A 25,192-nucleotide genomic window follows, 5' to 3' on the forward strand; every position below is an offset into this window, starting at 1 on the left:
GCCCCGCTCGACCGCCGCCAAGCGCGACGGTGCCCTTCCGTAGGCCGCCGACTACACACGGCGCCGACCGGGCGGAGCCCTGCCGCACGCCGGCCCGGCGTACCGTTGGCGCAATCAATCACTCCAGGAGAACACGATGGCGCAATACGACGACGCATGCACCTTGCTCGACGAGGACCACAACGAGGTGATGCGGCTCTTCGAGCAGTACAAGGCCGCCCACGACGCCTCGCGGCAGAAGCTGCTGGCGCGGCAGATCAGCCAGGAACTGCTCGTGCACATGCAGGTCGAGGAAGAGATCTTCTATCCGGCGTTCGGCCGGGCGACCGGCGACGACAAGCTGTTGCAGGAGGGCGAGCGCGAACACCGGGAGGCGCGCGAGCTCATCGCGAAGCTGGACGCCGAGCCGGCCAACGCCAAGCTGATGCTGGAACTCGAAGACGCGATCCTGCACCACGTCAACGACGAACGGGAAAAGATGTTCCCGAAGGCGCGCAAGACCCAGGGGCTGGACCTCATGGGCCTGGCGCGGCAGCTCGAAGCCCGCAAGAGCGAGCTGATGGCCGGCCAGCCGGCGTAACGAAGTCGAAGGAATACCGCCATGCAGGAAAGAGCTTCCGATCCGCACCCGCTGAGCGATCTCGCTTACGACTGGATCACCCTCATGCAGAACAAGGCGCAGGCGTTGCTCGCCTACGACCAGTACATCAAGGACGCCGAGGCGGCCAGCTCGCCCGAGTGCGCGGCGTTCTTCCGCAAGGTGCACGACGCCGACAAGGCGCAGCTCGAGGAGGCCAAGCAGCACCTGGTTGCGGTGCTGCAGGGGAAGATGGGCTCGCGCCCGAAATAGGGGAAGGCCCGGGCGTCCCTGCTCACGGCGCGCCGGCCAGCCCGTCCAGCGCCGCCCGCACGGCACTGCTCGTTTCGCCGACGGCATGGCGCTTCCAGCCGTCGGTTTCGACGTGGAACGCGCGCCGCATCCGCTGCTTGATCGAGCGCCGCAGCGACGACGGCGCGTCCGGGTGCCGGGCGAGCCACAGGTCCGCGCGCAGCGCCTGCAACACCTGCAGCCGCGGCGCGGTCCCGAGTTCCACCGCGACGCCGGTGTACTGCGCCTGCGGGCATTCGTCGTAGACGGCGGATCACATCTGCCCGTGCAGTGCGGGCGACAACGAAGTGTCGTCCTGCGTCGAGGTGACCGCGCTGCCCCACCACGCCCGGGCTCGCGCCACGGTCGCTGCGTCGTGCCGTGCCGCGAGGATGCGCTCGCTGCCGCCGCGGCGGCCGAGTCCGGTGTGCACGTCGATCCAGGCGATGCGCGCGCGCCCCGCGCCGAACTCGCGCAGCGCGCGGCGCAGCGCCAGGTTGCTCCATGTCGGCGCGTGGCCGCCGAAGAAAAGGCCGTCCGGATCCACGTACTGCCCGCCCGACACCGCGGCCTGCAGCGCGCGCATTCCATAGCGGGCGACGAAAGCGGCGAGGCGCAAGGTGTTCATCGCGGGAGGAGGCCACTGGCGGGGGACGAGCAGCGGCGCGATCCGCTCGTAGTCCGGATTGACCGGCCGCGTCCGCGAAAAGTCGATGAAGTTGCGATTGAGGTCGACGTTGTCCTCGGTCACGCGGCTGCCCCAGGAGAATCCGTGCGGATTGAGCGCGTGGATGAACAGCACCGCGACGCCGCGCTCGCGGGCAGCCGCTTCGAGTTCATTGTCGAGCAGCAGCGCGACCTGCGCTCCCGAGCCAGCGTAGCCTTCGATGCCATGGCAGCCGCTGGACACGATCAGCAGCGCTTGCGCGGCGGCGGGCCCCAGCACGGCGAGATCCATCGCCAGCGTCTCGCCGTCGGCGCCTGGCCGCGGCAGTACGTGCGAGCCCACCTGCAGCCCGCGGCGGGTCGCCGCCTCCAGGAACCTGGAGCGCGCCTCGCCGTAGCTGCGCGAAAAGCAATCGATGCGCGACGTCACGGCGGCGCCCCGGGCCGCCCGCGCGCGGCGGCGCTCAGTGCGGCACGTCGCCGGCGTTGGCGGACGTCGAGCGTTCGAGCATCTGCGGCCGGGCCGAGTTGATCCAGGTCACCAGGGAAGCGCCTTTCTCGGTGACGGCGAACATCCCTTCCTCTTCCTGCAGGTGGCCGGTACCGACCAGGAACTGCAGCTTGCCGGCGAAGTCTTCCAGGTTTTCGTAGCGCTTCTCGAAGCGTGCCGCGATCAGGCTGCGGATATCGCTGCTGGAAGCTTGCGGCGTGGCGCTCATCACGGCCAGGATGCGCGCGCTCATGTTGCCGACGTTGGAGGGGGTGAGCTCCGTGCAGACGGGAAAGCCCGCCGGGATGGAGCTGTTCTGCACGTGCCCGATGACCTCGATCTTCATTGGAGATGCTCCTGAGTTTCGATGGTTGCTACGCAGGTCGCGCGGCCCGCCTTGTGCGCGGGCCGGCAAGCACATTAGAGCAGGAGCCGCGGCGCCCGTCGCCGGCCCGTGACAATTTTTCGATGCAGGTCAACAGCGCGCTGCGGCGGCCCTGTTCATTCATCCAGGCAGGCGGGCCGGGCGGCGGGCAGCGAGAACCAAAAGGTCGCGCCACGTCCGGGCGCGCCTTCGGCCCAGACGCGCCCGCCCTGGCGCTCGATGGTCCGCTTGACGATCATGAGCCCGACCCCGGAACCGGGGAACGCCCGGGCCGAAGGCAGGCGCGTGAACAGGTCGAACAGGCGCTGGCCCTCTTCCGGGCCGAAGCCGATGCCGTTGTCGGCGACGCTGAAGACGCGCTCGCCCGCCAGGTCGGCGGCGGCAATGCGAACGACCGGTGCGGGCGCATGCGCCGAATACTTGAGCGCGTTGGATAGCAGGTTGGTCCACACCTGGCGCAATCCGGCGCTGTCGGCCTGGACGATCCCCAGCGGCGCCAGTTCGATCCGCACGGCGGGCGCCACCTGCAACTCCTGGAGCAGCTCGCGCACCAGGGCGTCGCAGTCGACGGGGACCCGCTCCAGTCCCATCCGCTCGGCGCGCGACAACTGCAGGAGGCCGTCGATGATCTGCTGCATCAGCCGCGCATTGGCGTCGATCCGCGCGGCATAGTGCGTCACCTTGTCGTAGTCGCCCGCGCTCACGGCATGGCCAAGCGCCTGGGCGAACCCCTGCAGCCGGCCGGCCGGCGACGAGAGGTCGTGTGCCACCGCATGGGTGAACATCTGCAGCGCGCGATTGGCGGATTCCAGCGCCCGCGTGCGCTCCTGCACCCGTGCATCGAGCTCCTGGTTCGCCGCTTCGAGCTGGCGCCGTGCGGCCGTCCGGGCGGCGAGATCCCGCGCCAGGGCCCGGTTCGCCAGGTACAGGAGCAGGTAGACGACGGCCGCCGACACGACCACGAAACCCACGCCCTTCCACGTCTGGTACGCGGTGAGGCTTCCGACGGTGGCAAACACCCGTTCCCCGACGCGGTCCGAGAGCCAGATCCACAGCGTGCCGAGCGCGAGATAGGTGCCGGCGCCAAGCGCCGGAAACAGGCGAACCAGTCGTTTGCTGCCGAAGGCCAGTCGTCGGAAGGCGGCAGTGTGCATGGGATGCGGAACGGACCAGCCATTGTGGAGCAAGCCGGCCTCGTCACACTTTCTTACCCGGGCGCGCCCGAGGCCGCCCACAGCGCACGTGCCAGCTCAGGTCCGAGCGCGCCGGGATCCACGTCGATCCCGCCAGAGGTCGGGTATCCCAGGCTCCACGACGCGGACCCCAGGTGAACCCACCCGAGCAGGTCCCAGGGCACCGGCCGCAGCAGCAGCCCCGCGCTCAGGAGCACGCCCCACTTCCCGCGCCACTGAGCCAGGCCCAGCACCTTGCGCCCGCCGTCGTCCACGAGCTCGCCGTGCGAGAGGCCGGAGAAACAGACCCAGTTGACGCCGAGTTCCACCGCCAGCCGGTTCTGCACGGCCGCCTCGGCCGGCCCGGCCTCACTGCAGGCGAAGCCCAGGGATTCGAGCGCCCGGGCCCATGCGGCGCCGAACTGACGAAAGGCTCCCACGATCCCGGCGGCGGCGAGCGGCGAGGCCGCCGGCACCAGCAGCGCGGCGCCCAGCATCCACGGGCCGGCGAGGACCGCCCCGCCACCGCTCGGCCGCTGCAGGACGCTGCAGCCCGCCTCGCGCGCGCGCTCGAGGGCCGGGGCGGCGGGCGTGCTGCTGCGCCCGTAGATGACGGCAGGCGCTTCGTAATGCACCAGGGCCAGGCGCGGCTGCTCGAGGCCGGCTGCGAGGCAGCGGGCGATCCACTCCTGCTCGGCTTGCGCCGACACGAGGAACTCCGGTTCGATCCGGTTCATGGCCCCGATCATCGCTGCTGCGCTCGCCGCCTGGCCTGGGCAGCGCCCACCGTCGCGCGGCGAACGAGGTCATGGCGCCGGCCGACAGCGCCGCCGCCCGCACTTTGGCAGACTGCGGCCATGCACACCGCCGGCAAGCCCTTGTTCCGCTTCGACAACACCTATGCCCGCGAGCTTCCCGGTCTGTACCTGCCCTGGAAACCGGCACCGGCGCCGGCGGCGAAGCTGTTGTTCCTCAACGAGCCGCTGGCCGACGAACTGGGCCTGGACCGTGCCGCCCTGCTGAGCGACGCCGGTGCGGCGATCTTCGCCGGCAACGCGGTTCCCGAAGGCGCCGATCCGCTCGCCCAGGCGTATGCCGGCCACCAGTTCGGCGGTTTCTCGCCGCAGCTCGGCGACGGGCGCGCCCTGCTGCTGGGCGAGGTCCTGGACCGCCAGGGCCGGCGCCGCGACATCGCCTTCAAGGGGTCCGGCCGCACGCCTTTTTCGCGCGGCGGCGATGGCAAGGCCGCCGTGGGCCCGATGTTGCGCGAGGTCCTGGTCGGCGAAGGGATGCACGCGCTGGGCATTCCGACCACGCGCGCCCTGGCCGTAGCCGCCACCGGCGAGCCGGTCTGGCGCGACAGGGAACTGCCGGGTGCCGTGCTGGCACGGGTGGCGGCCAGCCACCTGCGGGTGGGCACCTTCCAGTTCTTCGCGGCGCGCGGCGAGGTCGACAAGCTGCGCCAGCTCGCCGACTACGCGATCCGCCGCCACGATCCGGACCTTGACGGCGCGACCGGGCGCTACCTCGCGCTGCTGGAGCGCGTCAGCCAACGCCAGGCGATGCTGGTGGCGCAGTGGATGAACGCCGGTTTCATCCACGGCGTGATGAACACCGACAACATGACGATCTCGGGCGAGACCATCGACTACGGCCCCTGCGCGTTCATGGAAAGCTATGACCCGCAGGCCGTGTTCAGCTCGATCGACCAGAACGGCCGCTACGCCTATGCCAACCAGCCGGCGATCGCCCAGTGGAACCTGGCCCGGCTGGCCGAGGCCTTGTTGCCGCTGATGGCGAGCGGCGACGACGCGCGCGCGACCGCCGAGGCGGTGACCCAGGCCACGGCGGTGCTCGAGGCCTTCCCCGGCCACTACCAGGCCGCCCTGCTGCGCGGCCAGCGCGTCAAGCTGGGCCTGGGGGACGGCGAGGGGGCGAGGGAAGCGGCCGACAGTGCGCTGGCCAACGAGTGGCTCGCGCTGCTGCAGGCGCAAGGCGTCGACTTCACGCTCGGGTGGCGGCGGCTGGCCGACGCGGCCGAAGGCAACGATGCGCCCCTGCTGGCGCTGTTCGCGCAGGACGAGCCGCTGCAGGAATGGCTGGCCCGCTGGCGCGCGAGGTGGACGGCCGAGGATGCGCTGCCGCCCGCGATGCGCGCCGCCGTCATGCGCCGCGCCAACCCCTGGATCATTCCGCGCAACCACCGCGTGGAGGAAGCGCTGGAGGCGGCCTCCGAACGTGGCGACCTCGGCCCGTTCGAACGCCTGCTGGCCGCGCTGCGCCGTCCGTTCGAGGAGCGGCCCGAGGACGCCGCCTATGCCGAGCCGGCCCCGGCCGCCGTCACGGCGTGCTACCGGACTTTCTGCGGAACCTGAGCGGCACCGGCGCCCGGGCCGACCGCGCAGCCGCGCACCATCGCGGGCCGCCGCTGTAGGCCGCCGCTGTAGGCCGCCGTTGATCGGCGGCGTAGGCCGCGCGCGCATCCTGCGCCTCCGGTCGCGCCACCGTGACGGATTCCCGGCGCGCCGTGCCGGCGATGCCCTTCGCTCTCCTATAAAGGCCGCGATACAGGAGAACCGCATGAACCTGCGAATCGCAGCCACGATCCTCGCACTGGCCGCCGGCGCCGCGCACGCACAGGTCCCGTCGCCGACGTGCGCGAACATCGGCGCCCTCCAGGTACCCGGCGCCGAGAAGCAGGACAAGATCTGCCTGGCGGACCTTACGACGAAGTACCTGGTCGCCGTGAACCGCACGGACGCGAGCGACTGGGGCGCCCTGCATTCGCAGGCCACGCGCAACCCGCCCGGCGCCGTTCCCGGCATCCAGATCGACGGCTACTTCCCGGACACGTCGACGAGCAACGGCTACTTCGGCTGGTTCCACGATTCGCAGTTCGTCATCCGCCTTCCCGACAACTGGAACGGCAAGCTGGTGATCACCGGCGCACCCGGCGTGCGCCGGCAATATGCAAACGACTATCTGCTGTCCGACTGGTTCGTCGCCCGCGGCTATGCCTATGCGTCGACCGACAAGGGCAACAACGGCACCAGCTTCCAGAACGACGGGGTCGCGCCCGGCGACGCGATCGCCGAGTGGCACCAGCGCGTCAGCGAACTCACGGTCGCCGCCAAGGAAGTGGTGCGGCAACGCTACGGCGCCGGACCGACCTACACGTACATGACGGGCCTGTCCAACGGCGGCTACCTGACCCGCCACGCCCTGGAAAACCGGCCAGACCTCTACGACGGCGGCGTCGACTGGGAAGGCGTCTCCTGGCGCCCCGAAGGGCCCAACATCTTCACCTCGCTGCCGCCGGCACTGCGCTGGTATCCCGCGTGGCGGGCGACGGGCGACGCCAACGCGTACGAGCAGATGATCGCCGCCGGCTATGCGCGCGGCTCGGAGTTCCTGTGGGAGCACCACTACTCGGTCTACTGGGACCTGACGCAGCGCACCTACCGCGAGGAAATGGACCCGACCTACGACGGCACGCTGAACGGCGGCGTCGCCTTCTGCCAGCCGGGCACGCCGTACTGCGATGCCGACTACCGGTACGCCGATCGCCCGCAGGCGGTCCGCGACGCGGTGTCGAGGATCTCCCTCACCGGCCGCATCGGCAAGCCGATGCTGACGCTGCACGGCACGCTCGATGCGCTGCTGCCGATCGCCACCAACTCGGACAACTACGCAGCGCTGGTCGGCAAGGCCGGGCGCGGCCACCTGCACCGCTACTACGTCGTGGAGGGCGGCAATCACGTGGACCAGCTCTACGACCTGTTTCCCGACCGCCTGCGCCCGATCGCGCCGTGCTACCGCGAAGCCTTCCTGGCGCTGGAGCGCTGGGTGGAGAGCACAGGCAAGCGGCAACCGCCCGGCAGCAAGAGCGTTGCCCGCGCCGGCAGCGACCTGGCCAACCAGTGTTCGCTGGAGTGAGCGGGCCTATTTTTACCCGGGTGATATTGACGCCGACAATTTAATCCGGGTAATATTCCAGGCATGGAATACGACCCCGCCCACAGCTACACGGTGTTCTCGGGCGCGCGCCGCCTTGCTTCGGGACCGCTGGAGGACGTCGCGGTGGCCGCCGTGCGGGCGGGCGATCGCTCCGGGCCCCTGCTCGCCTTCAGCGACGCGACCGGCAGCCAGGTGGACCTGGACCTGCGCGGCGACGAAGCACAAGTGCGCGCCCGCTACCGGGCCGAGCCGCAGCCGGCGGCCCCGCGCGGCCGCGGACGTCCCCGCCTGGGCGTGGTGGCGCGCGAGGTCACGCTGCTGCCCGACCAGTGGGACTGGCTCGCATCTCAGCCGGGCGGAGCCTCCGTCGTGCTGCGCCGGCTGGTGCAGGAGGCGCGCCGGGCCGGCTCGGCGCGCGAGCGCCTGCGCCGCGCACAGGAGCGCAGCTACAAGGTGATGGTCGCGATCGCCGGCGACCGGGCCGGTTTCGAGGAAGCGGCGCGTGCCTTGTTCGCCGCCGACCTCGAGGCATTCCGCGGGCACACCGGACGGTGGCCGGCCGACATTCGCGAGCACCTGCTTCGGCTCGCCGACCCGGACCACGAAGCGACCGCGGGGACTGCCCAATGACCGCAGCCATCCACCAGCCGGACGCGACCCGGCGCCGCACGCTCTCGCGCCAGGCGCGCGACGCCTTCCCGCCGATGGGCGTCTACGCCGTACGCGACCGCGCCAGCGGCCTCGTCCGCGTGGGCTGCGCCCGTGACGTCCACGCGCGGCTGGGCCGGATCCAGTTCGAACTGCGCCTCGGCACCCACCCGGACAGAGAACTGCAGGCTGCGTGGCGGCAGGACGCCGCGCGCTTCTCGTTCGAAGTGCTGGAGCTCGTGAAGCAACGAACCGATCCGGCGTTCGACCATGCGGGCGAACTGCGCGTGCTGGAGCAGCTGTACCGCGACGAGCTGTGCGCAGGAGCGGCGCGATGAGCCTGGCGGCCCTGCACGCCCGCCTCGAAGGTGAACATCAGCGCGCCCGCATCACCCACAGCCCCGCACCCAGCAGCAGGGCGATGCCGGCCCACGCCGGTGCGTTGGGGATGTGCCCCCACACGACGTAGCCGAGGACGATCCCGAACAGCAGGCCGCTGTAGCGGAACGGTGCGATCAGGCTCATTTCCCCGGCGCGCATGGCGACGGTGAGGAAGAAATACCCGCCGCTGAGGAACACGCTCGCGGCGGCCAGCAGTCCCAGTTGCGCGGGCGTGACCGGCGCCCACTGGTCGAACAGGCTCCACGCGCCGGTGAACAGCGTCACGGCGACGGCGGTGCTCAGCGTGATCAGCAGCGACGGGATCGTGTGGTCGATGAACCGCGTCGCGAAATCGCGGCTCGCATGGAACAGCGTGCCCGCCAGGCACAGCAGCGCGTAGCCGCTGAACTCGCTGCCGCGCGGCTGCACCACCAGCAGCACGCCGGTGAAGCCGACGGCCAGCGCCAGCCAGCGGCCGGCATTCACCTGCTCGCGGAACACGAGCACCGCCAGCAGCGTGATCACCAATGGCGTGGCCATGTTGATGGCCAGCGCGTTGGCCAGCGGAATGTGGAACAGGGAGAGCAGGTACGCGACCGTCCCCAGGGTGTCGAGTCCTGCCCGCCCCAGGACGCGCCGGTCGGCCAGGTCCGCCAGCCGACGCGTCGCGCCCATGAAGTGGGCGACGACCAGCAGCAGCGCGGAGGCCATCAGCCCGCGCAGGAAGATCAACTGGGACGCCGGCAAGGTCTCGCTCACGTACTTCACGAGCGTGTCGTTGACGACGAAACTGGCCATGCCGGCGGAGATGGCGAGCACGCCGCGGCGATTGGCGGCATGCAGCGCGGCGGCTGCGTGTGGGGTCATGCGAGGCGCGATCTTACCCGCGGCGCGGCGCGGGACCCGCGCCGGTGCGCCGCCGCCGGGTCAGCGCACGACCAGCGCCCGCGATTCGCCTCGCGGCTGCACGCTGCCGATCACGGCGGCCGTGCCGAAACCATGCCGCTGGAACACGGCCAGCACTTCGTCCACGGCCTGCGGCGAGCACGAGACGAGCAGTCCGCCGCTGGTCTGCGGGTCGGTGAGCAGCGCGCGTTCTTCCGCGGCGAAGCCTTCCGGCAGCGCCACGTCGGCGCCGTAGCCGGCCCAGTTGCGGCCCGAGGCGCCGGTGACGTGCCCGGCCTGCACCAGGTCGCGCACGCCTTCCAGCACCGGCACCTGCCGCCAGTCGATCTCCAGCGACAGGCTGGCGCCGCGCGCCAGTTCCAGCGCATGCCCGGCCAGGCCGAAACCGGTGACGTCGGTCAGCGCGTGCACGCCCTCGAGCGCCGCCAGCTCGGGGCCGGGCGTGTTCAGGCGCGTGGTGGTGGCGATCATCCGCTCGTACCCCGCCGCGTCCAGCTTTTCCTTCTTGAGCGCCGCCGACAGCACGCCCACGCCCAGCGGCTTGCCCAGGACCAGGACATCGCCGGCGCGGGCCGCGGCATTGCGCTTGACGCGCCTGGGATGGACCAGCCCCAGCGCCACCAGTCCGTAGATCGGTTCCACCGAATCGATGGTGTGGCCGCCGGCGATGGGAATGCCCGCGGCGCGGCACACCGACTCCCCGCCCTGCAGGATGCGGGCTATGGTGGCCGTGCCGAGCACGTTGATCGGCATGCCGACCAGGGCCAGCGCCATGATCGGCTTGCCGCCCATCGCGTAGACGTCCGAAATCGCGTTGGTGGCGGCAATGCGGCCGAAATCGAACGGATCGTCCACGATCGGCATGAAGAAATCGGTGGTGGCGATCAGCGCCTGCTCGTCGTTGAGCTGGTACACGGCCGCGTCGTCGGCCGTCTCGATGCCCACCAGCAGCTCCGGCGGCACCGGCAGGCGGGCCGTGTCCTTGAGGATCTCCGACAGCACGCCGGGGGCGATCTTGCAGCCGCAGCCGCCGCCGTGCGACAGCGAGGTGAGGCGGGGTTCGGCGGCGGATGGCGGGACGGCAGCGTTCATGGTCGGTCGAGTTCGTGCAGGAGTTGGAGCAGCGCGGCGCGTTCGGCGGATGAGTCGAACAACGGGGCGCGGATCGCGCATTGTCCGGCCAGCCGCGCCAGCAGGCCGCGGGCGGGGTCTTTCGCCGTCTGGCCGGCGCGGCAGTCGGCGAGCAGCCGCGCCAGCGCCGGCGCATCTCCGTGGGGAAAGTAGCCGCCGTAGTCCGTGCCCAGCATGCCGACGTTGCCCGGGACGCGGGAGGCGAGCACCGGGGTGCCGCTGCGCACCGCCTCCATGATCACGTGGGCGCCGCCTTCCATGGCGCTGGTGTGCACCAGCACGTGCGCCCGCTGGATGCGCTGCCGGGCGAGGGCATGCGGCACCGGGCCGAGCCAGCGGTAGTTGGGACAGTCGGCCGCCGTGGCGCGCGCCTGTTCGCCCAGGTCCGCATCGCCGGCGTCGCCGATGTGGTCGATGCGGATGTCGTCGTCCTCGCGCAGCAGCCGCGCCGCCTCGAACAGCGTCTGCGGGGACTTCACGGCACGCAGGTGGCCGGCCATCACCGCCCGCAGCAGCCGGGCGGACTTGGCGACGGTCGCGCGCTGCGGCGTCGACTGGAAGATCACGCGCGCCTTGTCCCGGCAGGATTCGGGGAGCGCCTGGGCGCCCAGTTCCTGCAGTACCACCAGGCGCTGTGCCAGTTCCAGCGAGCGTTGCGCCGCCGGATCGGTGGCGATGTCCTGGTACAGGTCGGTGCCGGTCAGCACGACCGCCAGTCCGCGCCGCGGATGAGCCTGCGACCAGGCTGCGATCGAATCGGCGGACCGCCGCGCATGCAGCGCCAGCATGAGCGTGTCGCGTGCCGCGTCCGCATCCGGCCACTGCTGCACCACGCGCACCCGGTGCTCCCGTGCCAGCAGCAGCTGCCAGCGGCGAGCGGTGCGCCAGTTGCCGTTGTTGGCGGCAGCCAGTGCGGGGCTTACGATGACGACCGATGAACGAGGCATCGCGCGTTTATAGCTTGCCAGCTCCACCCGAGGCGCTGGCGCTGCGCATGGGCGCGCCCCGGGCCGTGCGCGCGGCGCTGCTGGCGGCGCGCCAGCGCACGCTGTCGCTGGCCGACGACGTGCGCGCCGGCCTGGGCGCCGAGTACCCGGCAATTCCGTATGCCCCCGAGCTCAATCCGCCGCTGTGGGAGCTGGGTCACGTCGCCTGGTTCCAGGAGTGGTGGATCGCCCGCAATCGCGAACTGGGGCTGGGCGTGGCCTGCGATCCGGCGCACGACCGGCCGCCTTCGCTCTTGCCGCAGGCCGACGCCTGGTACGACTCCAGCCGCGTCGCGCACCCTACCCGCTGGCAATTGCCGCTGCCCGGCGAGCAGGAAACGCGGGACTATCTCGCCCGCACGCTGGCGCAGACGCTGGAATTGCTGGACGCCCTGCCCGCCGACGCCGGCGACGATGCCTTGTACTTCTTCCGGCTGGCCGCGGTGCACGAGGAGATGCATGCGGAAGCCGCGATCTACATGGCTGAGAACCTCGGCATCGCCGTGAGGGCCCCTGCGCCCGGCGACGTCCCGGCGGCCGCGGCGGAACTCGAAGTGCCGGCCCAGCGATTTCGCCTGGGATCGGGCGGCGCGGGCTTCGCCTTCGACAACGAACTGCAGAGCCACGAAGTGACGCTGCAGGCATTCCGCATCGACGCCCGGCCCGTGACCTGGGCGCGGTTCCTGCCGTTCGTCGAGGCCGGCGGCTACGAGCGGCGCGAGTGCTGGTCGGATGCCGGCTGGGAATGGCTCGGCGGCCAGCCGGCACGCCACCCGGCGCGGCTGCGGCGTGCCGGAAGTGACTGGGAGCAGCGGCGCGGCGGCCGCTGGCTGCCCATCGCCCCGCCGCAGGCGGCGGTGCACCTCACGGCGCACGAAGCCGACGCGTGGTGCCGCTGGGCCGGGCGGCGGCTGCCGACGGAGGCCGAATGGGAATGCGCGGCGGTCACGCTGCCCGGGTTCCGCTGGGGCGAAGTCTGGGAATGGACCGCCAGTTCCTTCGAGCCGTATCCCGGCTTCGCGCCGCACCCCTATCGCGACTATTCGGCGCCATGGTTCGGCAGCCGCCGGGTGCTGCGGGGCGCCAGCCACGCCACCGCCCCGGCGCTGGCCCACGCCCGTTACCGCAATTTCTTCGAGCCGCACCGCAGCGACGTTTTCGCCGGTTTTCGCAGTAGCCGCGCTGGCGGCGGGGCATAGTGCCCTGCGGTCTAATCGGCGGCTGCCCTCGATTCCGGGCAGCCCCTGCCCATGATCACCCTCCTCCCACGCCTGTTGCTGGCGTTCGTTCTGCTGGCCGCCGCCGTGTCCGTCCAGGCGCAGCAGCTGTTTCGCATCACCGCGATCCCGGACGAATCGCCGACCGAACTGGCGCGCAAGACGGCGCCGCTGGCCGCCTATCTCGGAAGCAGGCTGGGCGTGAAGGTGGAATTCACCCCCGTCACCGACTACGCGGCCGCCGTCGAGGCGCTGGCCAGCAGGCAGGTTGACCTCGCCTGGCTCGGCGGCTTCACCTTCGTGCAGGCCAACCAGCGCTCCGGCGGCAAGGTGCTCCCGCTGGTGCAACGCGTGGAGGACGAGCAGTTCCGCTCGGTCTTCATCACCACCAACGCCGCGATCCGCTCGCTGGCGGACCTCAAGTGGCGCACGCTGAGCTTCGGCTCGCCGTCCAGCACCTCCGGCCACCTGATGCCGCGCAGCTTCCTGCTGGCGGCCGGCATCGCCCCCGACCGCGACCTCAAGCGCGTGGCCTACTCCGGAGCGCACGATGCGACCGTGGCCGCCGTCGCGTCCGGCAAGGTCGATGCCGGCGCCCTGAACATCTCGGTCTGGGAAAAGCTGATCGCTGACAAGAAGGTCGACGCGGCGAAGGTGCGCGTCTTCCACACCACGCCGACCTACTACGACTACAACTGGAGCGTGCATGCCGACATGCCGGCCGCGCGGCGCGACCAGCTGGTTCGAGCCTTCACCGAGCTGAGCCCCGAGACGCCAGAAGGCCGGGAGATCCTGGCCCTGCAGCGCGCAACGCGCTTCATCGCGACGCGCGCCGAGAACTACCGTGGCATCGAAGCGGCCGCCCGCAGCGCCGGCCTGCTCAAGTGACGGCCGGGTCGCGGCTTCGTCCATGAACATCGAGCTGAAGTCATTGTCCGGACGGCACCCGGCCGCCGCCAGCTCCGCGCCCGCGGCGCTGCAGGGGCTGGACCTGCGGCTGGCGGCCGGCGAACAGATCGCGGTGATCGGCCCTTCCGGCGCGGGCAAGACCACGTTGCTGCACCTGCTGGCCTGCGCGCTGCAACCTTCGGGCGGCGGCCTCACGCTCGACGCCCGCGATCCCTGGCGCCTGTCAAGCCGCGACCGCCAGCGCCTGCGGGGCGAGCTGTTCCTCGCGCCGCAGGTACCGCCACTGCCACCGCGCCAGCGCGTCGTGACGGCGGTGCTGGCCGGCCGGCTGCCCCGCATCGGCCTGTGGCACGCCTTGCGCAGCCTGTTCTATCCCACCGGCATCGCGCAGGCCGACGCGGCACTGGCGCGGTTCGACCTGGCCGACAAGCTGTTCGCGCGGGTGGACCGGCTGTCCGGCGGCGAGCGCCAGCGCGTGGGGCTGGCCCGCGCCCTGCTCTCGCAGGCGCGGCTGGTGCTCGTCGACGAGCCCTTGTCGGCGCTGGACCCGGCGCGCGCGCACCAGGCGCTGGCCACCTTGACGCAGTGGGCGCGGGACAGCGGGGCGACGCTGGTGGCGACCTTGCACGACGTGCCGCTGGCGCTGCAGCATTTCCCGCGGATCGTCGGCCTGCGCGAAGGCCGGCTGGTGTTCGACCTCCCACCCGGGCAGGTGACGCCGGCCTTGCTTGGCGAGCTGTACGCGCACGAGCCGGCGCCGGCGGTGGCGCCCCTGGACGAAGTCCCGGCGCCGCCGCGCGCCGTCGTGATGCACTGCCGCTGACATGGACGGCGTCCTGGCGCGTGAACCGGCGCGGCGCGACCCGGCGTGGGCGCCCCGCCTCTTCTGGCTCGCGGCGGCCGGCGTGCTGCTGTGGCCGATGCTGGTGCTGGCCGAATTCAAGCCCTGGGTGCTGCTGGCGCCGGACAGCCTGGAGCCGACGCTGCGCTTCCTCGCCGGCTTCGTGCCGCCCCGGCTGGATGCGGAATTCCTGCACCTGGTGGCGCGCGAGACATGGCGCACGGTCGCCATCGCCACCGCCGGACTGGCGCTGGCCCTGGTGCTGGCGCTGCCGCTCACCCTGCTGTCGGTGCGCTCGCTGTCGATCTCCGGGCTGGCCGGCCGCATGGCACCAGTGCCGGCGGCGCTGCGCTTCGCGGTGCGGGCACTGCTGGTCGTCCTGCGCAGCGTGCCCGAGCTGATCTGGGCCCTGGTGTTCGTGCGCGTGGTCGGCCTGGGCGTCACCGCCGGCGTGCTGGCGATCGCCCTCACCTATGCGGGGATGCTGGGCAAGGTCTACGCCGAGATCCTCGAGAGCGGCGAGGCCCATCCGACCGAAACGCTCCTGCGCAACGGCGCCGGCCGGATCCAGGCGTTCTTCTACGGCTTGCTGCCGCAGAACGCCGCCGAACTCACCAGCTACACCGTGTACCGCTGGGAATGCGCGATCCGGTCTTCGGCCGTCCTCGGCTTCGTCGGCGCCGGCGGACTCGGGCAGCAGATGGACACCTCGCTGAAGATGTTCAATGGCGCCGAAGTGAGCACCATGCTGCTGGTATTCGTGCTGCTGGTGGCCGCCACCGACCGTCTGAGCGCCTGGCTGCGGCGCGCGCTGGCCTGATCATGGCAAGGATCACGCCCAGTCCCGCCGCCAACGAGGTGTACCGGCTGCCGCCGCCCTTGTTCGACGCGCGCTGCCGTGCCTGCTGGGTGGTGGCCGGGATCATCGCGCTGGTGGTCGCCAGCTTCTGGTCGCTGGACCTGCAGTGGGCGCGCTTCCTGTCGCTGGAGTCGCTCCGGCGCATGGGCCGGTTCGCGGCCGAACTGGCGACGCCCGCGCTGGAGCCGGCCTTCCTGCGCCAGCTGCTGCCGGCCGTGCTGGAGACGATGGCGATGTCGGTGGTCGGCACCTTGCTGGCGGTGGCGGCCGCGCTGCTGCTGGCGCTGCCGGCCAGCAAGTTGCACGCGGGCGATCCGGCCCGCTGGCGGGCACCGACGCGGCTCGTGCTCAATGCGCTGCGCAGCGTGCCGGAACTGATGTGGGCCGCCCTGCTGCTGATTGCGGCGGGGCTCGGGCCATTGGCCGGCACGCTGGCCCTGGCGGCGCACACCGCCGGCGTGCTGGGCCGCCTCTTCGCCGAAGCGATCGAGAACGCCCCCCAGGGACCGGCCTTTGCATTGCGCGTGCGCGGCGTGCCCGAGGGGCGGGTGTTTCTCCACGCGACCTTGCCGCAGGTGCTGCCGCAACTGGTGAGTTACACGCTCTACCGCTGGGAAAACAACATCCGGGCCGCGGCCATCCTGGGCGTCGTCGGCGCCGGCGGGCTGGGCCAGATGCTGGCTTTCCACCTCGGGCTGTTCCAGATGGCAGAGACCGGCTCGGTGCTGGCCGCCATGATCGTGCTGGTGGGCATGGTCGATGGCGCGAGCTACGCGGCGCGGCGCGCGATGGCGCGCTGATCCTCGCGGGCTCTGTTACAGCCGGCCCAGCCGGGCCCCGTTCCGGGCTACGCTGCCGGATTGCTGAAGGAGTCCGCATGCCCGACATCGAAGTCCGCAAAGGCCAGGCGCCGCCGGCGCACACGCGCGAGGAGTTCCGGGAGCGCTTCCGGGCGCGCTTCTTCGATCCGGCGTTCCGCGGCGAGGACGAGGCGATCGCCCGCCTCGAGGAGATCGCGTGGCAAGGCTATTGCGGCGCGCGCAAGTCGCCGGTGACGCGCAGGGCCGGCCCCGGGTTCGCCGATCCGGAGTCCGAGCTGTCGGTCGAGTGGCTGGACACCCGCCACAAGCTGATCGCGGCCCAGCAGCGCTGGGGCGACGCGGCGACCCCCTCGCGGGTCCTGGTGATCAACGGCGCGACGCGCAACGACGGCACCTGTCCCGGCGAGATGTCCAAGAGCTTTCGCCTGTCGCAGATCGCACGCGAGACCCTGACCGCCTGCGGGATGCAGGTCGACCTGCTGGACCTGAGCCGGCTGGCCTCCGATTACGACCACCACATCCATCCCTGCAAGGGCTGCGTGTCGACGGCCATGCCCTTGTGCCATTGGCCCTGCAGCTGCTATCCGAACCACGAGCTGAGCCAGGTCAACGACTGGATGGCGGAGATCTACGAGCGCTGGGTGTCGGCGCACGGCGTGCTGCTGGTGACGCCGACCCACTGGTACGGCCCCAGCAGCCCGCTCAAGCTGATGATCGACCGGCTGGTCTGCGCCGACGGCGGCAACCCCGACCCGACGAGCACCGGCGGCAAGGACCCGGCCAAGGCGAAGGCGCTGGAACTGGATGGCTGGCCGTATCCGCAGCACCTGGCGGGACGGGCCTACGGCGTGATCGTCCACGGCGACGTGGCCGGCGTCGAGGGGAACCGCCGCGCCCTGTGCGACTGGCTGGACTGGATGGGCCTGATCGACGCCGGGCCGACCAGCCGGCTCGACCGCTACATCGGCTACTACGAGCCCTACGCCACCAGCCATGCCGCGCTGGATCGCGACGAGGCGGTGCAGGAGGAAGCGCGCAACGCCGCGCGCGCGCTGGCGCAGGCGGTGGGCGAACTGCGCGCCGGCCGGCTCGGCGCGCCGGGCCGCAACCTGGCGCGGCCGCGGCCCAAGTGACGGGAGATGCGATGATCGCGTGCCGGCATCGGGCGGCGAATCCGGAAAGGAACGAGGCACATGACACCGGTCACGAGGAAGGACGTCTTCTACAGCGACATGCTGGTGCGGTTTTCGCACTGCGATCCGGCGGGGATCATCTTCTACCCGCACTACTTCGTCATGTTCAACGGGCTGATCGAAGACTGGTTCAACCATGCCCTCGAGATCGACTACGCCCACTTCATCACCGACCGGCGCATGGGCCTGCCGATGGTCAACCTGGTGTGCGACTTCATCAAGCCGTCCAAGATCGGCGAGATCATCACCCTGACCCTGAAGATCGAGCGGATCGGCAACAGCTCGCTCAAGCTGAACGTCAGCGCGCTGTACAAGGACGAGGTGCGCTCGTCAGCGCACCTCACCGTGTGCGTCAACTCGCTGGAGACCGGCCGCGCGGTGCCGATTCCGGACGACCTCCGGGCCCGCCTGGAGGCGTTTCGCCAGGGGCAGCTGGACGTCCCGCGCCCCAGCGAACTGCTGCACGAATAGCCCCATGGCGCAGCGCCGGGCCGGCGCCGACGCAACCCCATCCACCCGCAGAAGACCCCTTTGTTGAAGGACGCTGCCTTGCCGTATACCGACACATCCACACCCGTGCACATCGACGCTCCGCTGGCCGGGTTTTCCGAGTGCCATCACGACTTCGTGGCGCAGCTGCATTCCGCGCTCTACCTGCCCGAACTGGTCACGGCTGCGGCCAAGGCGCGCAGGATGGCCGACGACCTGCTGGCCATGTTCCGCGAAGGCCTGGCCCAGCACCACGCCGAGGAAGAGCGCGAGCTGTTTCCGGCGGTCCTGGGCGCGGCGCAGCCCGGCCCCGAACTGGACGAAGTGCGGGAGATGGTGGCGCAACTCGTACGCGAGCACCGGGACATGGAGGCACGCTGGTCCGCACTGCAGCCGGCCATCGAGGCCGTAACACGCGGCCAGGTACCCGTGCTCGATGCGGCGGCGATCGAAGACCTGGTGCAGCACTTCTTCGCCCATGCTCACTTCGAGGAAGAGCATTTCCTGCCGATTGCCCAGAAAGTCCTGGGACGTCATGGCGAGGTGATGGCGTCGCTCGGCCGCAAGCTGCACGAGCGGCGCGCCGCCGCGGCCTGACCTTTCGATCAGCGTCGCGACGGCGCGCGCCTCGACCGAGGCGTTACTGCAGGGCTTACCGCCCGTCCTTGTCCGAGTCGCCGGGAATCATGCGCTCCGTGGCGTTGCTCACGCGGTCCCACGCATCGCGCGCGGCCGGACGGGCATGTTCCCATTCCAGCGACGAATTGCCGCGCGCACGGCCCCAGTCACGCTCGATTTCGGGCTCGACGTCCTCGAACCTGCGGTCCGGGTTGCGGTTGTACGACTCCACGCCGGCGCGGTAGGCGGGCTGGTAGTGGTCGTAGCCCAGGTCCTTGCGGGCGTACGGGCGGGTCCCGTGGTTCTCGCGCCAGTACTTGTCCTCGACGGCCGGATCCGCCGCCTTCTTGCCCATCACGGCACCGGCCACGGCGCCCACGGCCGCGCCAACCGCCGCACCGACCGGGCCCGTCATGCCGCCCGCCAGCGCGCCGGCCGTGGCACCACCGACCACGCCACCGGCGGCTGCACCGCCCACGGCGCCGACGCCGGTACCCGCGGCCTTCTTGCCTGTTTCGTCTTTCATCTCGATCTCCTGCGGTTGCTGATAGAGCCTTGCACTCTAGGCATTTCGCGGCGAACTCGGCCTAGGACCCGAAGCCAAGAACGACGTCAGATCCGACCGGCATCGTTGTCGGCGCAAGCAGACACAGCGGTGACGCAGGCCTGGCTCGCGGCCGCGCGCTCACCTGGGTCGCGTGACGTAGTCCGAGAGGTCTTCCACCACCCGTTGCTCGATGCCGTTGAAGCTGTGGAACGCCTGGACCTCGCAGAAGGCGCCGCGGGCATTGCCGCCGTCGTACGGGATGATCCGGCTCGGCGACGGCAGTCTGGCCTGCAGCTCCGGCAGCTTCGCAGGGGGCGAGACGGCACAGGCATCCTGGGCGTGGTGCAGGACGAGCACGGGGACGCGCAACGCTTCGACGCCCGACTCCTGCAACGGCCGCGCCGTCGCGGAGCCGAAGCGGCTGCTCTCCAGGATCGCCGCCGCCAGCACGATGCCGTCCGGCGCCGCCTCGCCGGCCAGCCGGGCGGCGGCCGTCACGGCGGAATGGGTGCCGCGGCTGTGCCCGACCAGCCACACCGGCTGCCCGAACGCCTTCCGGGTGTGGGCGATCACGGCGCCCAGGTCGGCGGCGTGCTCCGCGCTCTCGCGGAAATCGCCGCCGAGGTCGCGCCGGTCGCTGGGCGCATCGACGAGCACGGCAACGTGGCCGCGGGCCGTGAGCTCGCCGCGCACCCGGGCCAGGAAATGGCCGTCACGCTGCAGGCTGCCATTGGGATAGATGCCCAGCTGGCCGTTACCGCCCATCAGCAGGACGAGCGTCGCCGCCCTCGGCCCACCGGCGGGAGCCTGCACCAGCAGCCGCAGCTTCACGGCGGGCCGCGTCGACAGCTCCACCACCTGGGCCGGCTGGGCGACGGCGAGCGACGATGCCAACCCGATCGCGGCGGCGAGCAACCAGTCCTTCATGCAATGAGCTCCATGTCTGTCCTTGCCGCCTGCGATGGCGTCCGCGGCCAAGCGCATGCGGGGCATCTTCGCAGATGCCCGCTGCGCGCCGGCCGGCAACCAACTCCGGCATCATCGGCAGCACTGCGCACATCCCGATACCCCAAGGAGACCGCCATGCACCTCGAAGGCTCGTGCCACTGCCGCAAGGTGAGGTTCACCGTGGAGGCGGCGGAGCCGGTTCCCTTCATGCGCTGCTACTGCTCGATCTGCCGCAAGACGGCTGGCTCCGGCGGCTACGCGATCAACCTGGGCGCGGCGACGCAGGGCATGAAGGTGACCGGCAAGCGCTACCTGGGCATCTATCGCGCCCGCCTGCAGCAGGACGGGACGACGAAGACGCGGGAGAGCCAGGCGCGGCGCTACTTCTGCCTGCGGTGCGGCAGCGCGCTGTGGGTGTGGGACCCGAGGTGGCCCGACCTCGTGCATCCGCACGCCGGCGCGATCGACACGCCGCTGCCGGACGCGCCGGAGAACGTGCACATCATGCTCGGCTCGAAGGCGCCATGGGTGAAGGTGGAAGGCGGCGCGGATGACCCGCGCTTCGACGGGTACCCCGACCTGTCGCTCGCGCAGTGGCACGAAGCCAGGGGCCTGCGTTCTGCGCCCGGCGACGGGTCCGCGGCGAGCTGAGACGGTCGCACCGGGGCACGAGTCTCCGGCCCGACGAAATGGACGGCGACCAGTCTGCTACCTGGTGCGGAGCCCGCCGATCGGTGCCTTGCCTCGGCCCTACCGGATCTCGGCGCCACCATCGAGGTTAAGAACCGGGCCCGAGTGCATCTCTGGTACGAAGAGCACTTCGGCTATCCATACCCCTCGTGCAAAGCTCCCGCGAAGGCAAAGACCAGTTTCTGGAGCGCGAGACCCCGGTGACGATCCGCCCGGCGCCCGCAGGATTAGACGTCTACGTGCCGAACGGTCTCCCTGCGCTCTACACGGACATCCTGGCGGCCAACCCGCTGACTGACCACCGGGCGCTCTTCAGAGCCAAGGTGGCGTCGTGTCGGCGGCGCCGGCCGTGGTGCAGGTCGTTGAGTCAGCCGGTGATCAGGGTTGATAGTCACATTCGCAAGAGCCATCGCTCGCCATTGACCGCCATGAAGCATGCTACCCCCTTCGATGGGCGCCACCACTTGCCGTGTCCATGGTCGACAAGGGCCGCGCGCCCCTGCGTTTCGATTTCATTCCCGGGACGAAGGCACTCCGATACACTTCGCGCCTATGGAGGCCCTCCTCGGCGCTGGCATTTACCCACTATCCCAAGCTGCGCGCTTGGTAGGCGAGCCCGCGCGCAATGTGCGTCGTTGGCTCAAGGGCTATTCATGGAAGTACCGTGATGGCCGATCCTCTTCTGGGCCGCTATGGCACACCCGCTATGAGGATGAAGAATTGCCCGGAGGCCTCGCGATCGGATTTCGCGATCTGCTTGAGCTGAGGATGGTCGCACAATTCGCGAGGTACGGCGTTCACCTAAAAGTGATCCGAGCCACGATAGACGCGGCGCGCAGTCACTTCCGCAGTGACTACCCGCTGACAAACCGGCGATTCTTGACTGACGGGAGGCGAATCTTCCTGGAGGCGGTGGAAGAAACAACCGGCGCTGAAAGGCTCATCGATGTCTTGGGTCGTCAATTCGTTTTCAGCGAGGTCATCCGCCCCTCTCTGTACGCAGGTATTGAATATGACCGCTCGGGGGCTAGGCGCTGGTTCCCGGTCCATCGCAGTCGAATGATTCTGTTGGATCCGGAAGTGCAATTTGGGACACCAATCATTGCCGATGCGGGGGTCCCGACCGATGCCATTTACGACGCATGGAAAGCGGAGAGCCGGGACCAAGTTCGCGTGGCGCGAGCCTATGGCTTGACGCCGAAGATGGTGAGCGCCGCAGTAAACTTTGAGCAGCGCATTCGCGCATAGGCTCTCCTATTCCGTTGAAGTTCTTCTTCGACAACAACCTGCCTCCGGCGTTCGCGCACGCGCTTGCGGCCTTGTGCGACAGAGACCCTGACATCGCGGCTGTCATCCACCTCCGAGATCGATTTCCAGGCGATACGAAGGATCCGGTTTGGATTCCTGAGCTGGTTAAAGAGTTCGGTCCCTGGTACGTGCTATCGATCGACAAGTTCAAGAAGGACCATCGTGCTGAGCGCGAGGCGATTCGGAGGGCGGGCCTGACCGTCTACGTTCTGGACTCGCAGTGGTCAGGGCAGCCGTACTGGAGTAAGGCCGCTCGGCTCGTCCTGTGGTGGCCCACGCTCACCAAGCACGCATCACTATCGTCCGGTGGCGTGTACCGAGTGCCCTGGCGGTTCACCAATCAATCACGACTAGAAGCGTGCTAGTTGTGCGAGGTCGCCCGGTCCCCATCTCGCTGGAGAAACGACCAAGCTCACCAGTACAGACCTGATTGCCGAGACGCCGCCCTAGAATCGCATCTCCGCTTCGCAGCGCCGACGTTCCCTCCGCGGTCGAGCCAGTGCGGAGCGTCTGGAACCAGCGACCCTTGCCCCTCCGCCCCGCCCCCCAGCCGCCCGGCTCGCCGGTCGTCACCAAGCTCGCCAACGGCGTGCGGCTCCTGGCCATCCACCTGCCGCACGTGCGCAGCGCCAGCGTCGGCGTGTTCCTGCGGGCGGGTTCGCGCGACGAGACACCCGAGACCAACGGCATCGGCCATGTCCTGGAGCACATGGCATTCAAGGGCACGGCCACGCGGTCGGTGCAGGCCATCAACCTGGACGCCGAGCGGCTGGGCGCCGACGTCAATGCCTACACCAGCAAGGACACGACGGCCTACTACATGACCGGGCTGGGACGGCATGCCGGACGGTTCCTGGAGATGACGGCCGACATCGTCCTGAACAGCACCTTCCCCGAAGCCGAACTGGGGCGGGAGCTGGAGGTGATCCGGCAGGAAGCCATCGAGTACCAGGAAGATCCGCAGGAGAGTTCCAGCGACCTGCTGGACCGCGCCATCTGGGGCGAGCATGCGATGGGCATGCCGGTGATCGGCACGGTGGAGAACATCGTCCGCTTCACCCGCGCCGACCTGGTGGCGCACGTGAAGTCGCATTACGTCGCCGGCAACACGGTGGTGGCGGCGGCCGGAAACTTCGACGTCGACGCCTTCCTCTCGCTTGGCGAGCGGCTCTTCGCCGGCATGCCGTCGGCGACGGGTGCCACCGCCGTGCCGCCTCCCTACGCGGGCCATGCCATCGGCCGGCGCTTCTCGCAGGTGTCGCAGGTGTTCCTGAACCTGGCCTGGCCGCTGCTGCCGGCGCGGCCCGAAACCATGCAGGACCCGCGCTGGCGGCTCGCCGCCTCGGCGGCCGCGATCCTGTTCGGCGGCGGCATGTCGGCCCCGTTCACCGACACCGTTCGCGAACGGCTGGGGCTGGCCTATACGGCGCAGTCCAGCGCCGAACACGGCGACGTCTGGTTCAACTTCGTGGTCCATGCGATCACGACGCCGGACAAGCTGGATCAGTTGATGACCGTCACCGGCGCCCTGCTGCGCGAACAGGCCGGACGAATCGCGCCGGTGCACCTGGAGCGGGCCAAAAACCAGCTGGCCGTGTCGCGGGTGCGCTCTTCCGAGCGGACTCACGCCACGATGGAACGCGCGGTTGAAGAGCTCTTCGTGCGCGGCACCGTCACGCCGGTCGCGGACACGCTGTCCCTGATCGAGGCCATCACGGCCGACGATGTGCGGGCCGTCTTCGAGGCGATGCTGCAGCACCGTCCGGCGCTGGCGATCACCGGCAAGGGGGCCACGACCAAGGCCGCGAAGCAGCTCGTGGCGGCGCTGGCCGCGGTCCCCTGACTTCGCTGCGTCCCGTCAACCCACTTCCACCGTCACCCGCAGGAAGGTCGCGGGAATCAGCGTCGTGCCCGGATCGCGGCTGCGGTTCTGGGTTTCGAAGAGTCCTGCCAGCTCGTCCCGCAGCGCCTGCTCGCGTCCGTCCCTGGCGGCCGCCTCGAACGCGTTCATCGTCGGCCCGTAGTACTGGCGGAAGGTGTCGACGAACTCCGCCGGCGTGCCCTGGAAGGCGAAGACGTAGGTGTCGCGCTCGCAGGTGATGCCTTCCCACGCGATGCCGGCCTCGCCGAAGCGCTCGATCACGTTGCCCGGGACGCCCCACGCCATCGGGCTCACGAACCCCTCGGGCGGCGGCGGCGAGTAACTGGTGCTGATCTTCAGCAGCTGCGCCACCAGGGTCGGGTCGCCCGGGATCCAGTTGCCCATGAGGATGCGCCCGCCGGGCCTGGTCACGCGCACCATTTCCCGGGCGACGTCGACCGGCCGCGGCGCGAACATCGCGCCGAACATGCTGATGACGCGGTCGAAGCTCCGGTTCTCGATCCCGCGCAGCTCGCAGGCGTCGCCCTCGAGAAAGCGGCAGGTGGCCGCCAAGCCGAGCTGCGCGGCGCGGCGATTGCCTGCGGCCACGAGGTTGCTCGCGATGTCGACGCCCAGCACGTCGGCGCCGAGCTTCGCGGCCGGAAGCGCCGTCGTGCCGTCGCCGCATCCGAGGTCCAGCACCTTCATGCCGGGCGAGATGCCGGCGTGCCGCACCACGTCCTCGCCGCTTTCGCGCATGCTGGCCGCGATGCGCGTGAAGTCGCCTTTTTCCCAGAGGGCCTTGTTGGGGTTCATGATGGGATGCTCCTGGTTGCTGTAACGGTTGTGATGGCCGGCGCCTCAGACGCGGATCACCTGCCCCTTCAGCGAATACAGGACGGCCGTCACCTCGCCGCGCGTCGCCGGGTCGATGTCGTTCTTCTCCAGGGCCGCCAGGATGTCGTCCATGGCGGCCATGTACTCCTGCTCGCTGATGTTCATTCCCGTGTGCGTCAGCACCAGGTCCCGGCCGGTATAGGCCTCGGGGCCACCGCAGCCGGCGCAGAAGAACTCCACCGCCATCTTCTTGGCATGGTCGAGGTCCCTGGCCGCCGCGAAGCGGGTGCGGATCGCCGGGTTCGCCAGGTGGTTCTCCATCACGTCGTGCACGATCCGGGTGATGCCGTCGAAGCGGCCGAGGCGGTCATAAAGGGATACGGTTTCGGTACGGTTCATTGGGCATACTCCTTTGCAAGGGTGGAAGCAGGCACCGTCGGCGCCTGTGATGCCATGTTCTCCAC

The 25,192-nt window shown here is 70.2% G+C and carries 28 protein-coding genes and 1 pseudogene; 18 read left to right on the top strand and 11 right to left on the bottom strand.

All coding sequences use genetic code 11. The annotated features are described in order from the left end of the window. Positions 1–136: 136 nt before the first annotated feature. Together RAMLITH_RS21630 and RAMLITH_RS21635 are read left to right on the top strand one after the other, a co-directional pair. On the top strand, positions 137–580 hold the full coding sequence (locus RAMLITH_RS21630) for a hemerythrin domain-containing protein (protein ID WP_168109518.1): 444 nt from the start codon (positions 137–139) through the stop codon (positions 578–580). Between the two features lie 21 nt (positions 581–601). Continuing rightward, positions 602–850 (top strand): hypothetical protein, encoded by a 249-nt coding sequence (locus RAMLITH_RS21635; protein ID WP_168109519.1) that lies wholly within the window; start codon positions 602–604, stop codon positions 848–850. A gap of 22 nt (positions 851–872) precedes the next feature. Here the strand turns inward: RAMLITH_RS21635 and RAMLITH_RS21640 are convergent. The 4 genes and pseudogenes from RAMLITH_RS21640 to RAMLITH_RS21655 form a co-directional block, all read right to left on the bottom strand. Next, positions 873–1,964: pseudogene (locus RAMLITH_RS21640) on the bottom strand (M14 family metallopeptidase). Between the two features lie 34 nt (positions 1,965–1,998). Beyond that, a complete protein-coding gene (locus RAMLITH_RS21645; RefSeq protein ID WP_168109520.1) occupies positions 1,999–2,370 on the bottom strand; it encodes a general secretion pathway protein GspK in 372 nt (123 codons plus the stop codon). Positions 2,371–2,525: 155 nt separating this feature from the next. Beyond that, positions 2,526–3,563: a sensor histidine kinase gene (locus RAMLITH_RS21650; RefSeq protein ID WP_168109521.1), complete on the bottom strand. Its 1,038-nt coding sequence runs from the start codon at positions 3,561–3,563 to the stop codon at positions 2,526–2,528. 53 nt (positions 3,564–3,616) lie between these two features. Beyond that, on the bottom strand, positions 3,617–4,318 hold the full coding sequence (locus tag RAMLITH_RS21655) for a lipoyl protein ligase domain-containing protein (protein WP_168109522.1): 702 nt from the start codon (positions 4,316–4,318) through the stop codon (positions 3,617–3,619). A 120-nt stretch (positions 4,319–4,438) separates the two neighbouring features. On the opposite strand from RAMLITH_RS21655, the gene RAMLITH_RS21660 reads away from it, so the two are divergent. The 4 genes from RAMLITH_RS21660 (at position 4,439) to RAMLITH_RS21675 (ending at position 8,524) form a co-directional block, all read left to right on the top strand. Continuing rightward, positions 4,439–5,956 (top strand): protein adenylyltransferase SelO, encoded by a 1,518-nt coding sequence (locus RAMLITH_RS21660; protein ID WP_168109523.1) that lies wholly within the window; start codon positions 4,439–4,441, stop codon positions 5,954–5,956. Positions 5,957–6,161: 205 nt separating this feature from the next. Continuing rightward, entirely contained in the window at positions 6,162–7,517 is a 1,356-nt protein-coding gene (locus RAMLITH_RS21665) for an alpha/beta hydrolase family protein (protein ID WP_168109524.1), read from the top strand. A 63-nt stretch (positions 7,518–7,580) separates the two neighbouring features. Further along, complete coding sequence (locus RAMLITH_RS21670; protein WP_168109525.1) at positions 7,581–8,168, top strand: DUF2239 family protein; 588 nt, start codon at positions 7,581–7,583, stop codon at positions 8,166–8,168. Continuing rightward, positions 8,165–8,524: a GIY-YIG nuclease family protein gene (locus tag RAMLITH_RS21675; protein WP_168109526.1), complete on the top strand. Its 360-nt coding sequence runs from the start codon at positions 8,165–8,167 to the stop codon at positions 8,522–8,524. The genes RAMLITH_RS21670 and RAMLITH_RS21675 overlap by 4 nt, the downstream gene beginning before the upstream one ends. A 37-nt stretch (positions 8,525–8,561) precedes the next feature. Here RAMLITH_RS21675 and RAMLITH_RS21680 read toward each other — a convergent pair whose 3' ends face one another. Genes RAMLITH_RS21680 through senB form a run of 3 tightly spaced genes read right to left on the bottom strand, consistent with a single transcriptional unit; the run spans position 8,562 to position 11,551 of the window. Continuing rightward, positions 8,562–9,434 carry a DMT family transporter gene (locus RAMLITH_RS21680; protein WP_168109527.1) on the bottom strand — a complete coding sequence of 291 codons (873 nt, stop codon included), beginning with the start codon at positions 9,432–9,434 and terminating at the stop codon, positions 8,562–8,564. A gap of 60 nt (positions 9,435–9,494) precedes the next feature. Beyond that, complete coding sequence (selD, locus tag RAMLITH_RS21685; protein ID WP_168109528.1) at positions 9,495–10,565, bottom strand: selenide, water dikinase SelD; 1,071 nt, start codon at positions 10,563–10,565, stop codon at positions 9,495–9,497. Beyond that, positions 10,562–11,551 carry a selenoneine biosynthesis selenosugar synthase SenB gene (gene senB, locus RAMLITH_RS21690; RefSeq protein WP_168109529.1) on the bottom strand — a complete coding sequence of 330 codons (990 nt, stop codon included), beginning with the start codon at positions 11,549–11,551 and terminating at the stop codon, positions 10,562–10,564. The genes selD and senB overlap by 4 nt, the downstream gene beginning before the upstream one ends. Between senB and senA the strand changes: the two genes are divergently transcribed. The 8 genes from senA to RAMLITH_RS21730 all read left to right on the top strand — a co-directional run bounded on the left by senA (position 11,539) and on the right by RAMLITH_RS21730 (position 18,516). Then, positions 11,539–12,789 (top strand): selenoneine synthase SenA, encoded by a 1,251-nt coding sequence (gene senA, locus RAMLITH_RS21695; RefSeq protein ID WP_168109530.1) that lies wholly within the window; start codon positions 11,539–11,541, stop codon positions 12,787–12,789. The two genes, senB and senA, sit on opposite strands and share 13 nt — an antisense overlap. 51 nt (positions 12,790–12,840) lie before the next feature. Next, positions 12,841–13,695: a putative selenate ABC transporter substrate-binding protein gene (locus RAMLITH_RS21700; protein WP_168109531.1), complete on the top strand. Its 855-nt coding sequence runs from the start codon at positions 12,841–12,843 to the stop codon at positions 13,693–13,695. 22 nt (positions 13,696–13,717) lie between these two features. Next, positions 13,718–14,539 carry a phosphonate ABC transporter ATP-binding protein gene (locus tag RAMLITH_RS21705; protein ID WP_168109532.1) on the top strand — a complete coding sequence of 274 codons (822 nt, stop codon included), beginning with the start codon at positions 13,718–13,720 and terminating at the stop codon, positions 14,537–14,539. Position 14,540: 1 nt separating this feature from the next. Continuing rightward, positions 14,541–15,377 carry a PhnE/PtxC family ABC transporter permease gene (locus RAMLITH_RS21710; RefSeq protein ID WP_168109533.1) on the top strand — a complete coding sequence of 279 codons (837 nt, stop codon included), beginning with the start codon at positions 14,541–14,543 and terminating at the stop codon, positions 15,375–15,377. Between the two features lie 2 nt (positions 15,378–15,379). Continuing rightward, positions 15,380–16,216 (top strand): phosphonate ABC transporter, permease protein PhnE, encoded by an 837-nt coding sequence (gene phnE / locus RAMLITH_RS21715; protein WP_168109534.1) that lies wholly within the window; start codon positions 15,380–15,382, stop codon positions 16,214–16,216. 77 nt (positions 16,217–16,293) lie between these two features. Further along, positions 16,294–17,370 (top strand): flavodoxin family protein, encoded by a 1,077-nt coding sequence (locus tag RAMLITH_RS21720; RefSeq protein WP_168109535.1) that lies wholly within the window; start codon positions 16,294–16,296, stop codon positions 17,368–17,370. Between the two features lie 60 nt (positions 17,371–17,430). Beyond that, entirely contained in the window at positions 17,431–17,901 is a 471-nt protein-coding gene (locus RAMLITH_RS21725) for an acyl-CoA thioesterase (RefSeq protein ID WP_168109536.1), read from the top strand. 105 nt (positions 17,902–18,006) lie between these two features. Then, positions 18,007–18,516 (top strand): hemerythrin domain-containing protein, encoded by a 510-nt coding sequence (locus tag RAMLITH_RS21730; RefSeq protein WP_168109537.1) that lies wholly within the window; start codon positions 18,007–18,009, stop codon positions 18,514–18,516. Between the two features lie 55 nt (positions 18,517–18,571). Here RAMLITH_RS21730 and RAMLITH_RS21735 read toward each other — a convergent pair whose 3' ends face one another. Both RAMLITH_RS21735 and RAMLITH_RS21740 read right to left on the bottom strand, forming a co-directional pair. After that, positions 18,572–19,063 carry a glycine zipper domain-containing protein gene (locus RAMLITH_RS21735; protein WP_168109538.1) on the bottom strand — a complete coding sequence of 164 codons (492 nt, stop codon included), beginning with the start codon at positions 19,061–19,063 and terminating at the stop codon, positions 18,572–18,574. A gap of 159 nt (positions 19,064–19,222) precedes the next feature. Further along, positions 19,223–20,011, bottom strand: a complete 789-nt coding sequence (locus tag RAMLITH_RS21740) for an alpha/beta hydrolase (protein ID WP_168109539.1) — start codon at positions 20,009–20,011, stop codon at positions 19,223–19,225. Between the two features lie 156 nt (positions 20,012–20,167). Between RAMLITH_RS21740 and RAMLITH_RS21745 the strand changes: the two genes are divergently transcribed. The 4 genes from RAMLITH_RS21745 to RAMLITH_RS21760 all read left to right on the top strand — a co-directional run bounded on the left by RAMLITH_RS21745 (position 20,168) and on the right by RAMLITH_RS21760 (position 23,873). Then, entirely contained in the window at positions 20,168–20,683 is a 516-nt protein-coding gene (locus tag RAMLITH_RS21745) for a GFA family protein (RefSeq protein ID WP_168109540.1), read from the top strand. A gap of 591 nt (positions 20,684–21,274) precedes the next feature. Then, positions 21,275–21,970 (top strand): DUF433 domain-containing protein, encoded by a 696-nt coding sequence (locus tag RAMLITH_RS21750; RefSeq protein ID WP_168109541.1) that lies wholly within the window; start codon positions 21,275–21,277, stop codon positions 21,968–21,970. A gap of 14 nt (positions 21,971–21,984) precedes the next feature. Then, positions 21,985–22,395 (top strand): PIN-like domain-containing protein, encoded by a 411-nt coding sequence (locus RAMLITH_RS21755; RefSeq protein ID WP_168109542.1) that lies wholly within the window; start codon positions 21,985–21,987, stop codon positions 22,393–22,395. A 161-nt stretch (positions 22,396–22,556) separates the two neighbouring features. Then, positions 22,557–23,873, top strand: coding sequence for a M16 family metallopeptidase (locus tag RAMLITH_RS21760; RefSeq protein ID WP_168109543.1), 1,317 nt, complete (start codon positions 22,557–22,559; stop codon positions 23,871–23,873). A 15-nt stretch (positions 23,874–23,888) separates the two neighbouring features. Here RAMLITH_RS21760 and RAMLITH_RS21765 read toward each other — a convergent pair whose 3' ends face one another. After that, entirely contained in the window at positions 23,889–24,707 is an 819-nt protein-coding gene (locus tag RAMLITH_RS21765; RefSeq protein ID WP_168109544.1) for a class I SAM-dependent methyltransferase, read from the bottom strand. A gap of 45 nt (positions 24,708–24,752) precedes the next feature. Further along, on the bottom strand, positions 24,753–25,127 hold the full coding sequence (locus RAMLITH_RS21770) for a group I truncated hemoglobin (RefSeq protein ID WP_168109545.1): 375 nt from the start codon (positions 25,125–25,127) through the stop codon (positions 24,753–24,755). Positions 25,128–25,192 lie beyond the last annotated feature (65 nt).

Origin of the sequence: Ramlibacter lithotrophicus (genome assembly GCF_012184415.1) — a bacterium.
Taxonomy (GTDB): Bacteria; Pseudomonadota; Gammaproteobacteria; order Burkholderiales; family Burkholderiaceae_C; genus Ramlibacter; species Ramlibacter lithotrophicus.

Coding starts and splice junctions, on each gene's coding strand:
- RAMLITH_RS21630 (WP_168109518.1), top strand. CDS start 137: ATGGCGCAATACGACGACGCATGCACCTTGCTCGACGAGGACCACAAC.
- RAMLITH_RS21635 (WP_168109519.1), top strand. CDS start 602: ATGCAGGAAAGAGCTTCCGATCCGCACCCGCTGAGCGATCTCGCTTAC.
- RAMLITH_RS21645 (WP_168109520.1), bottom strand. CDS start 2,370: ATGAAGATCGAGGTCATCGGGCACGTGCAGAACAGCTCCATCCCGGCG.
- RAMLITH_RS21650 (WP_168109521.1), bottom strand. CDS start 3,563: ATGCACACTGCCGCCTTCCGACGACTGGCCTTCGGCAGCAAACGACTG.
- RAMLITH_RS21655 (WP_168109522.1), bottom strand. CDS start 4,318: ATGAACCGGATCGAACCGGAGTTCCTCGTGTCGGCGCAAGCCGAGCAG.
- RAMLITH_RS21660 (WP_168109523.1), top strand. CDS start 4,439: ATGCACACCGCCGGCAAGCCCTTGTTCCGCTTCGACAACACCTATGCC.
- RAMLITH_RS21665 (WP_168109524.1), top strand. CDS start 6,162: ATGAACCTGCGAATCGCAGCCACGATCCTCGCACTGGCCGCCGGCGCC.
- RAMLITH_RS21670 (WP_168109525.1), top strand. CDS start 7,581: ATGGAATACGACCCCGCCCACAGCTACACGGTGTTCTCGGGCGCGCGC.
- RAMLITH_RS21675 (WP_168109526.1), top strand. CDS start 8,165: ATGACCGCAGCCATCCACCAGCCGGACGCGACCCGGCGCCGCACGCTC.
- RAMLITH_RS21680 (WP_168109527.1), bottom strand. CDS start 9,434: ATGACCCCACACGCAGCCGCCGCGCTGCATGCCGCCAATCGCCGCGGC.
- selD (WP_168109528.1), bottom strand. CDS start 10,565: ATGAACGCTGCCGTCCCGCCATCCGCCGCCGAACCCCGCCTCACCTCG.
- senA (WP_168109530.1), top strand. CDS start 11,539: ATGAACGAGGCATCGCGCGTTTATAGCTTGCCAGCTCCACCCGAGGCG.
- senB (WP_168109529.1), bottom strand. CDS start 11,551: ATGCCTCGTTCATCGGTCGTCATCGTAAGCCCCGCACTGGCTGCCGCC.
- RAMLITH_RS21700 (WP_168109531.1), top strand. CDS start 12,841: ATGATCACCCTCCTCCCACGCCTGTTGCTGGCGTTCGTTCTGCTGGCC.
- RAMLITH_RS21705 (WP_168109532.1), top strand. CDS start 13,718: ATGAACATCGAGCTGAAGTCATTGTCCGGACGGCACCCGGCCGCCGCC.
- RAMLITH_RS21710 (WP_168109533.1), top strand. CDS start 14,541: ATGGACGGCGTCCTGGCGCGTGAACCGGCGCGGCGCGACCCGGCGTGG.
- phnE (WP_168109534.1), top strand. CDS start 15,380: ATGGCAAGGATCACGCCCAGTCCCGCCGCCAACGAGGTGTACCGGCTG.
- RAMLITH_RS21720 (WP_168109535.1), top strand. CDS start 16,294: ATGCCCGACATCGAAGTCCGCAAAGGCCAGGCGCCGCCGGCGCACACG.
- RAMLITH_RS21725 (WP_168109536.1), top strand. CDS start 17,431: ATGACACCGGTCACGAGGAAGGACGTCTTCTACAGCGACATGCTGGTG.
- RAMLITH_RS21735 (WP_168109538.1), bottom strand. CDS start 19,063: ATGAAAGACGAAACAGGCAAGAAGGCCGCGGGTACCGGCGTCGGCGCC.
- RAMLITH_RS21740 (WP_168109539.1), bottom strand. CDS start 20,011: ATGAAGGACTGGTTGCTCGCCGCCGCGATCGGGTTGGCATCGTCGCTC.
- RAMLITH_RS21745 (WP_168109540.1), top strand. CDS start 20,168: ATGCACCTCGAAGGCTCGTGCCACTGCCGCAAGGTGAGGTTCACCGTG.
- RAMLITH_RS21750 (WP_168109541.1), top strand. CDS start 21,275: ATGGAGGCCCTCCTCGGCGCTGGCATTTACCCACTATCCCAAGCTGCG.
- RAMLITH_RS21765 (WP_168109544.1), bottom strand. CDS start 24,707: ATGAACCCCAACAAGGCCCTCTGGGAAAAAGGCGACTTCACGCGCATC.
- RAMLITH_RS21770 (WP_168109545.1), bottom strand. CDS start 25,127: ATGAACCGTACCGAAACCGTATCCCTTTATGACCGCCTCGGCCGCTTC.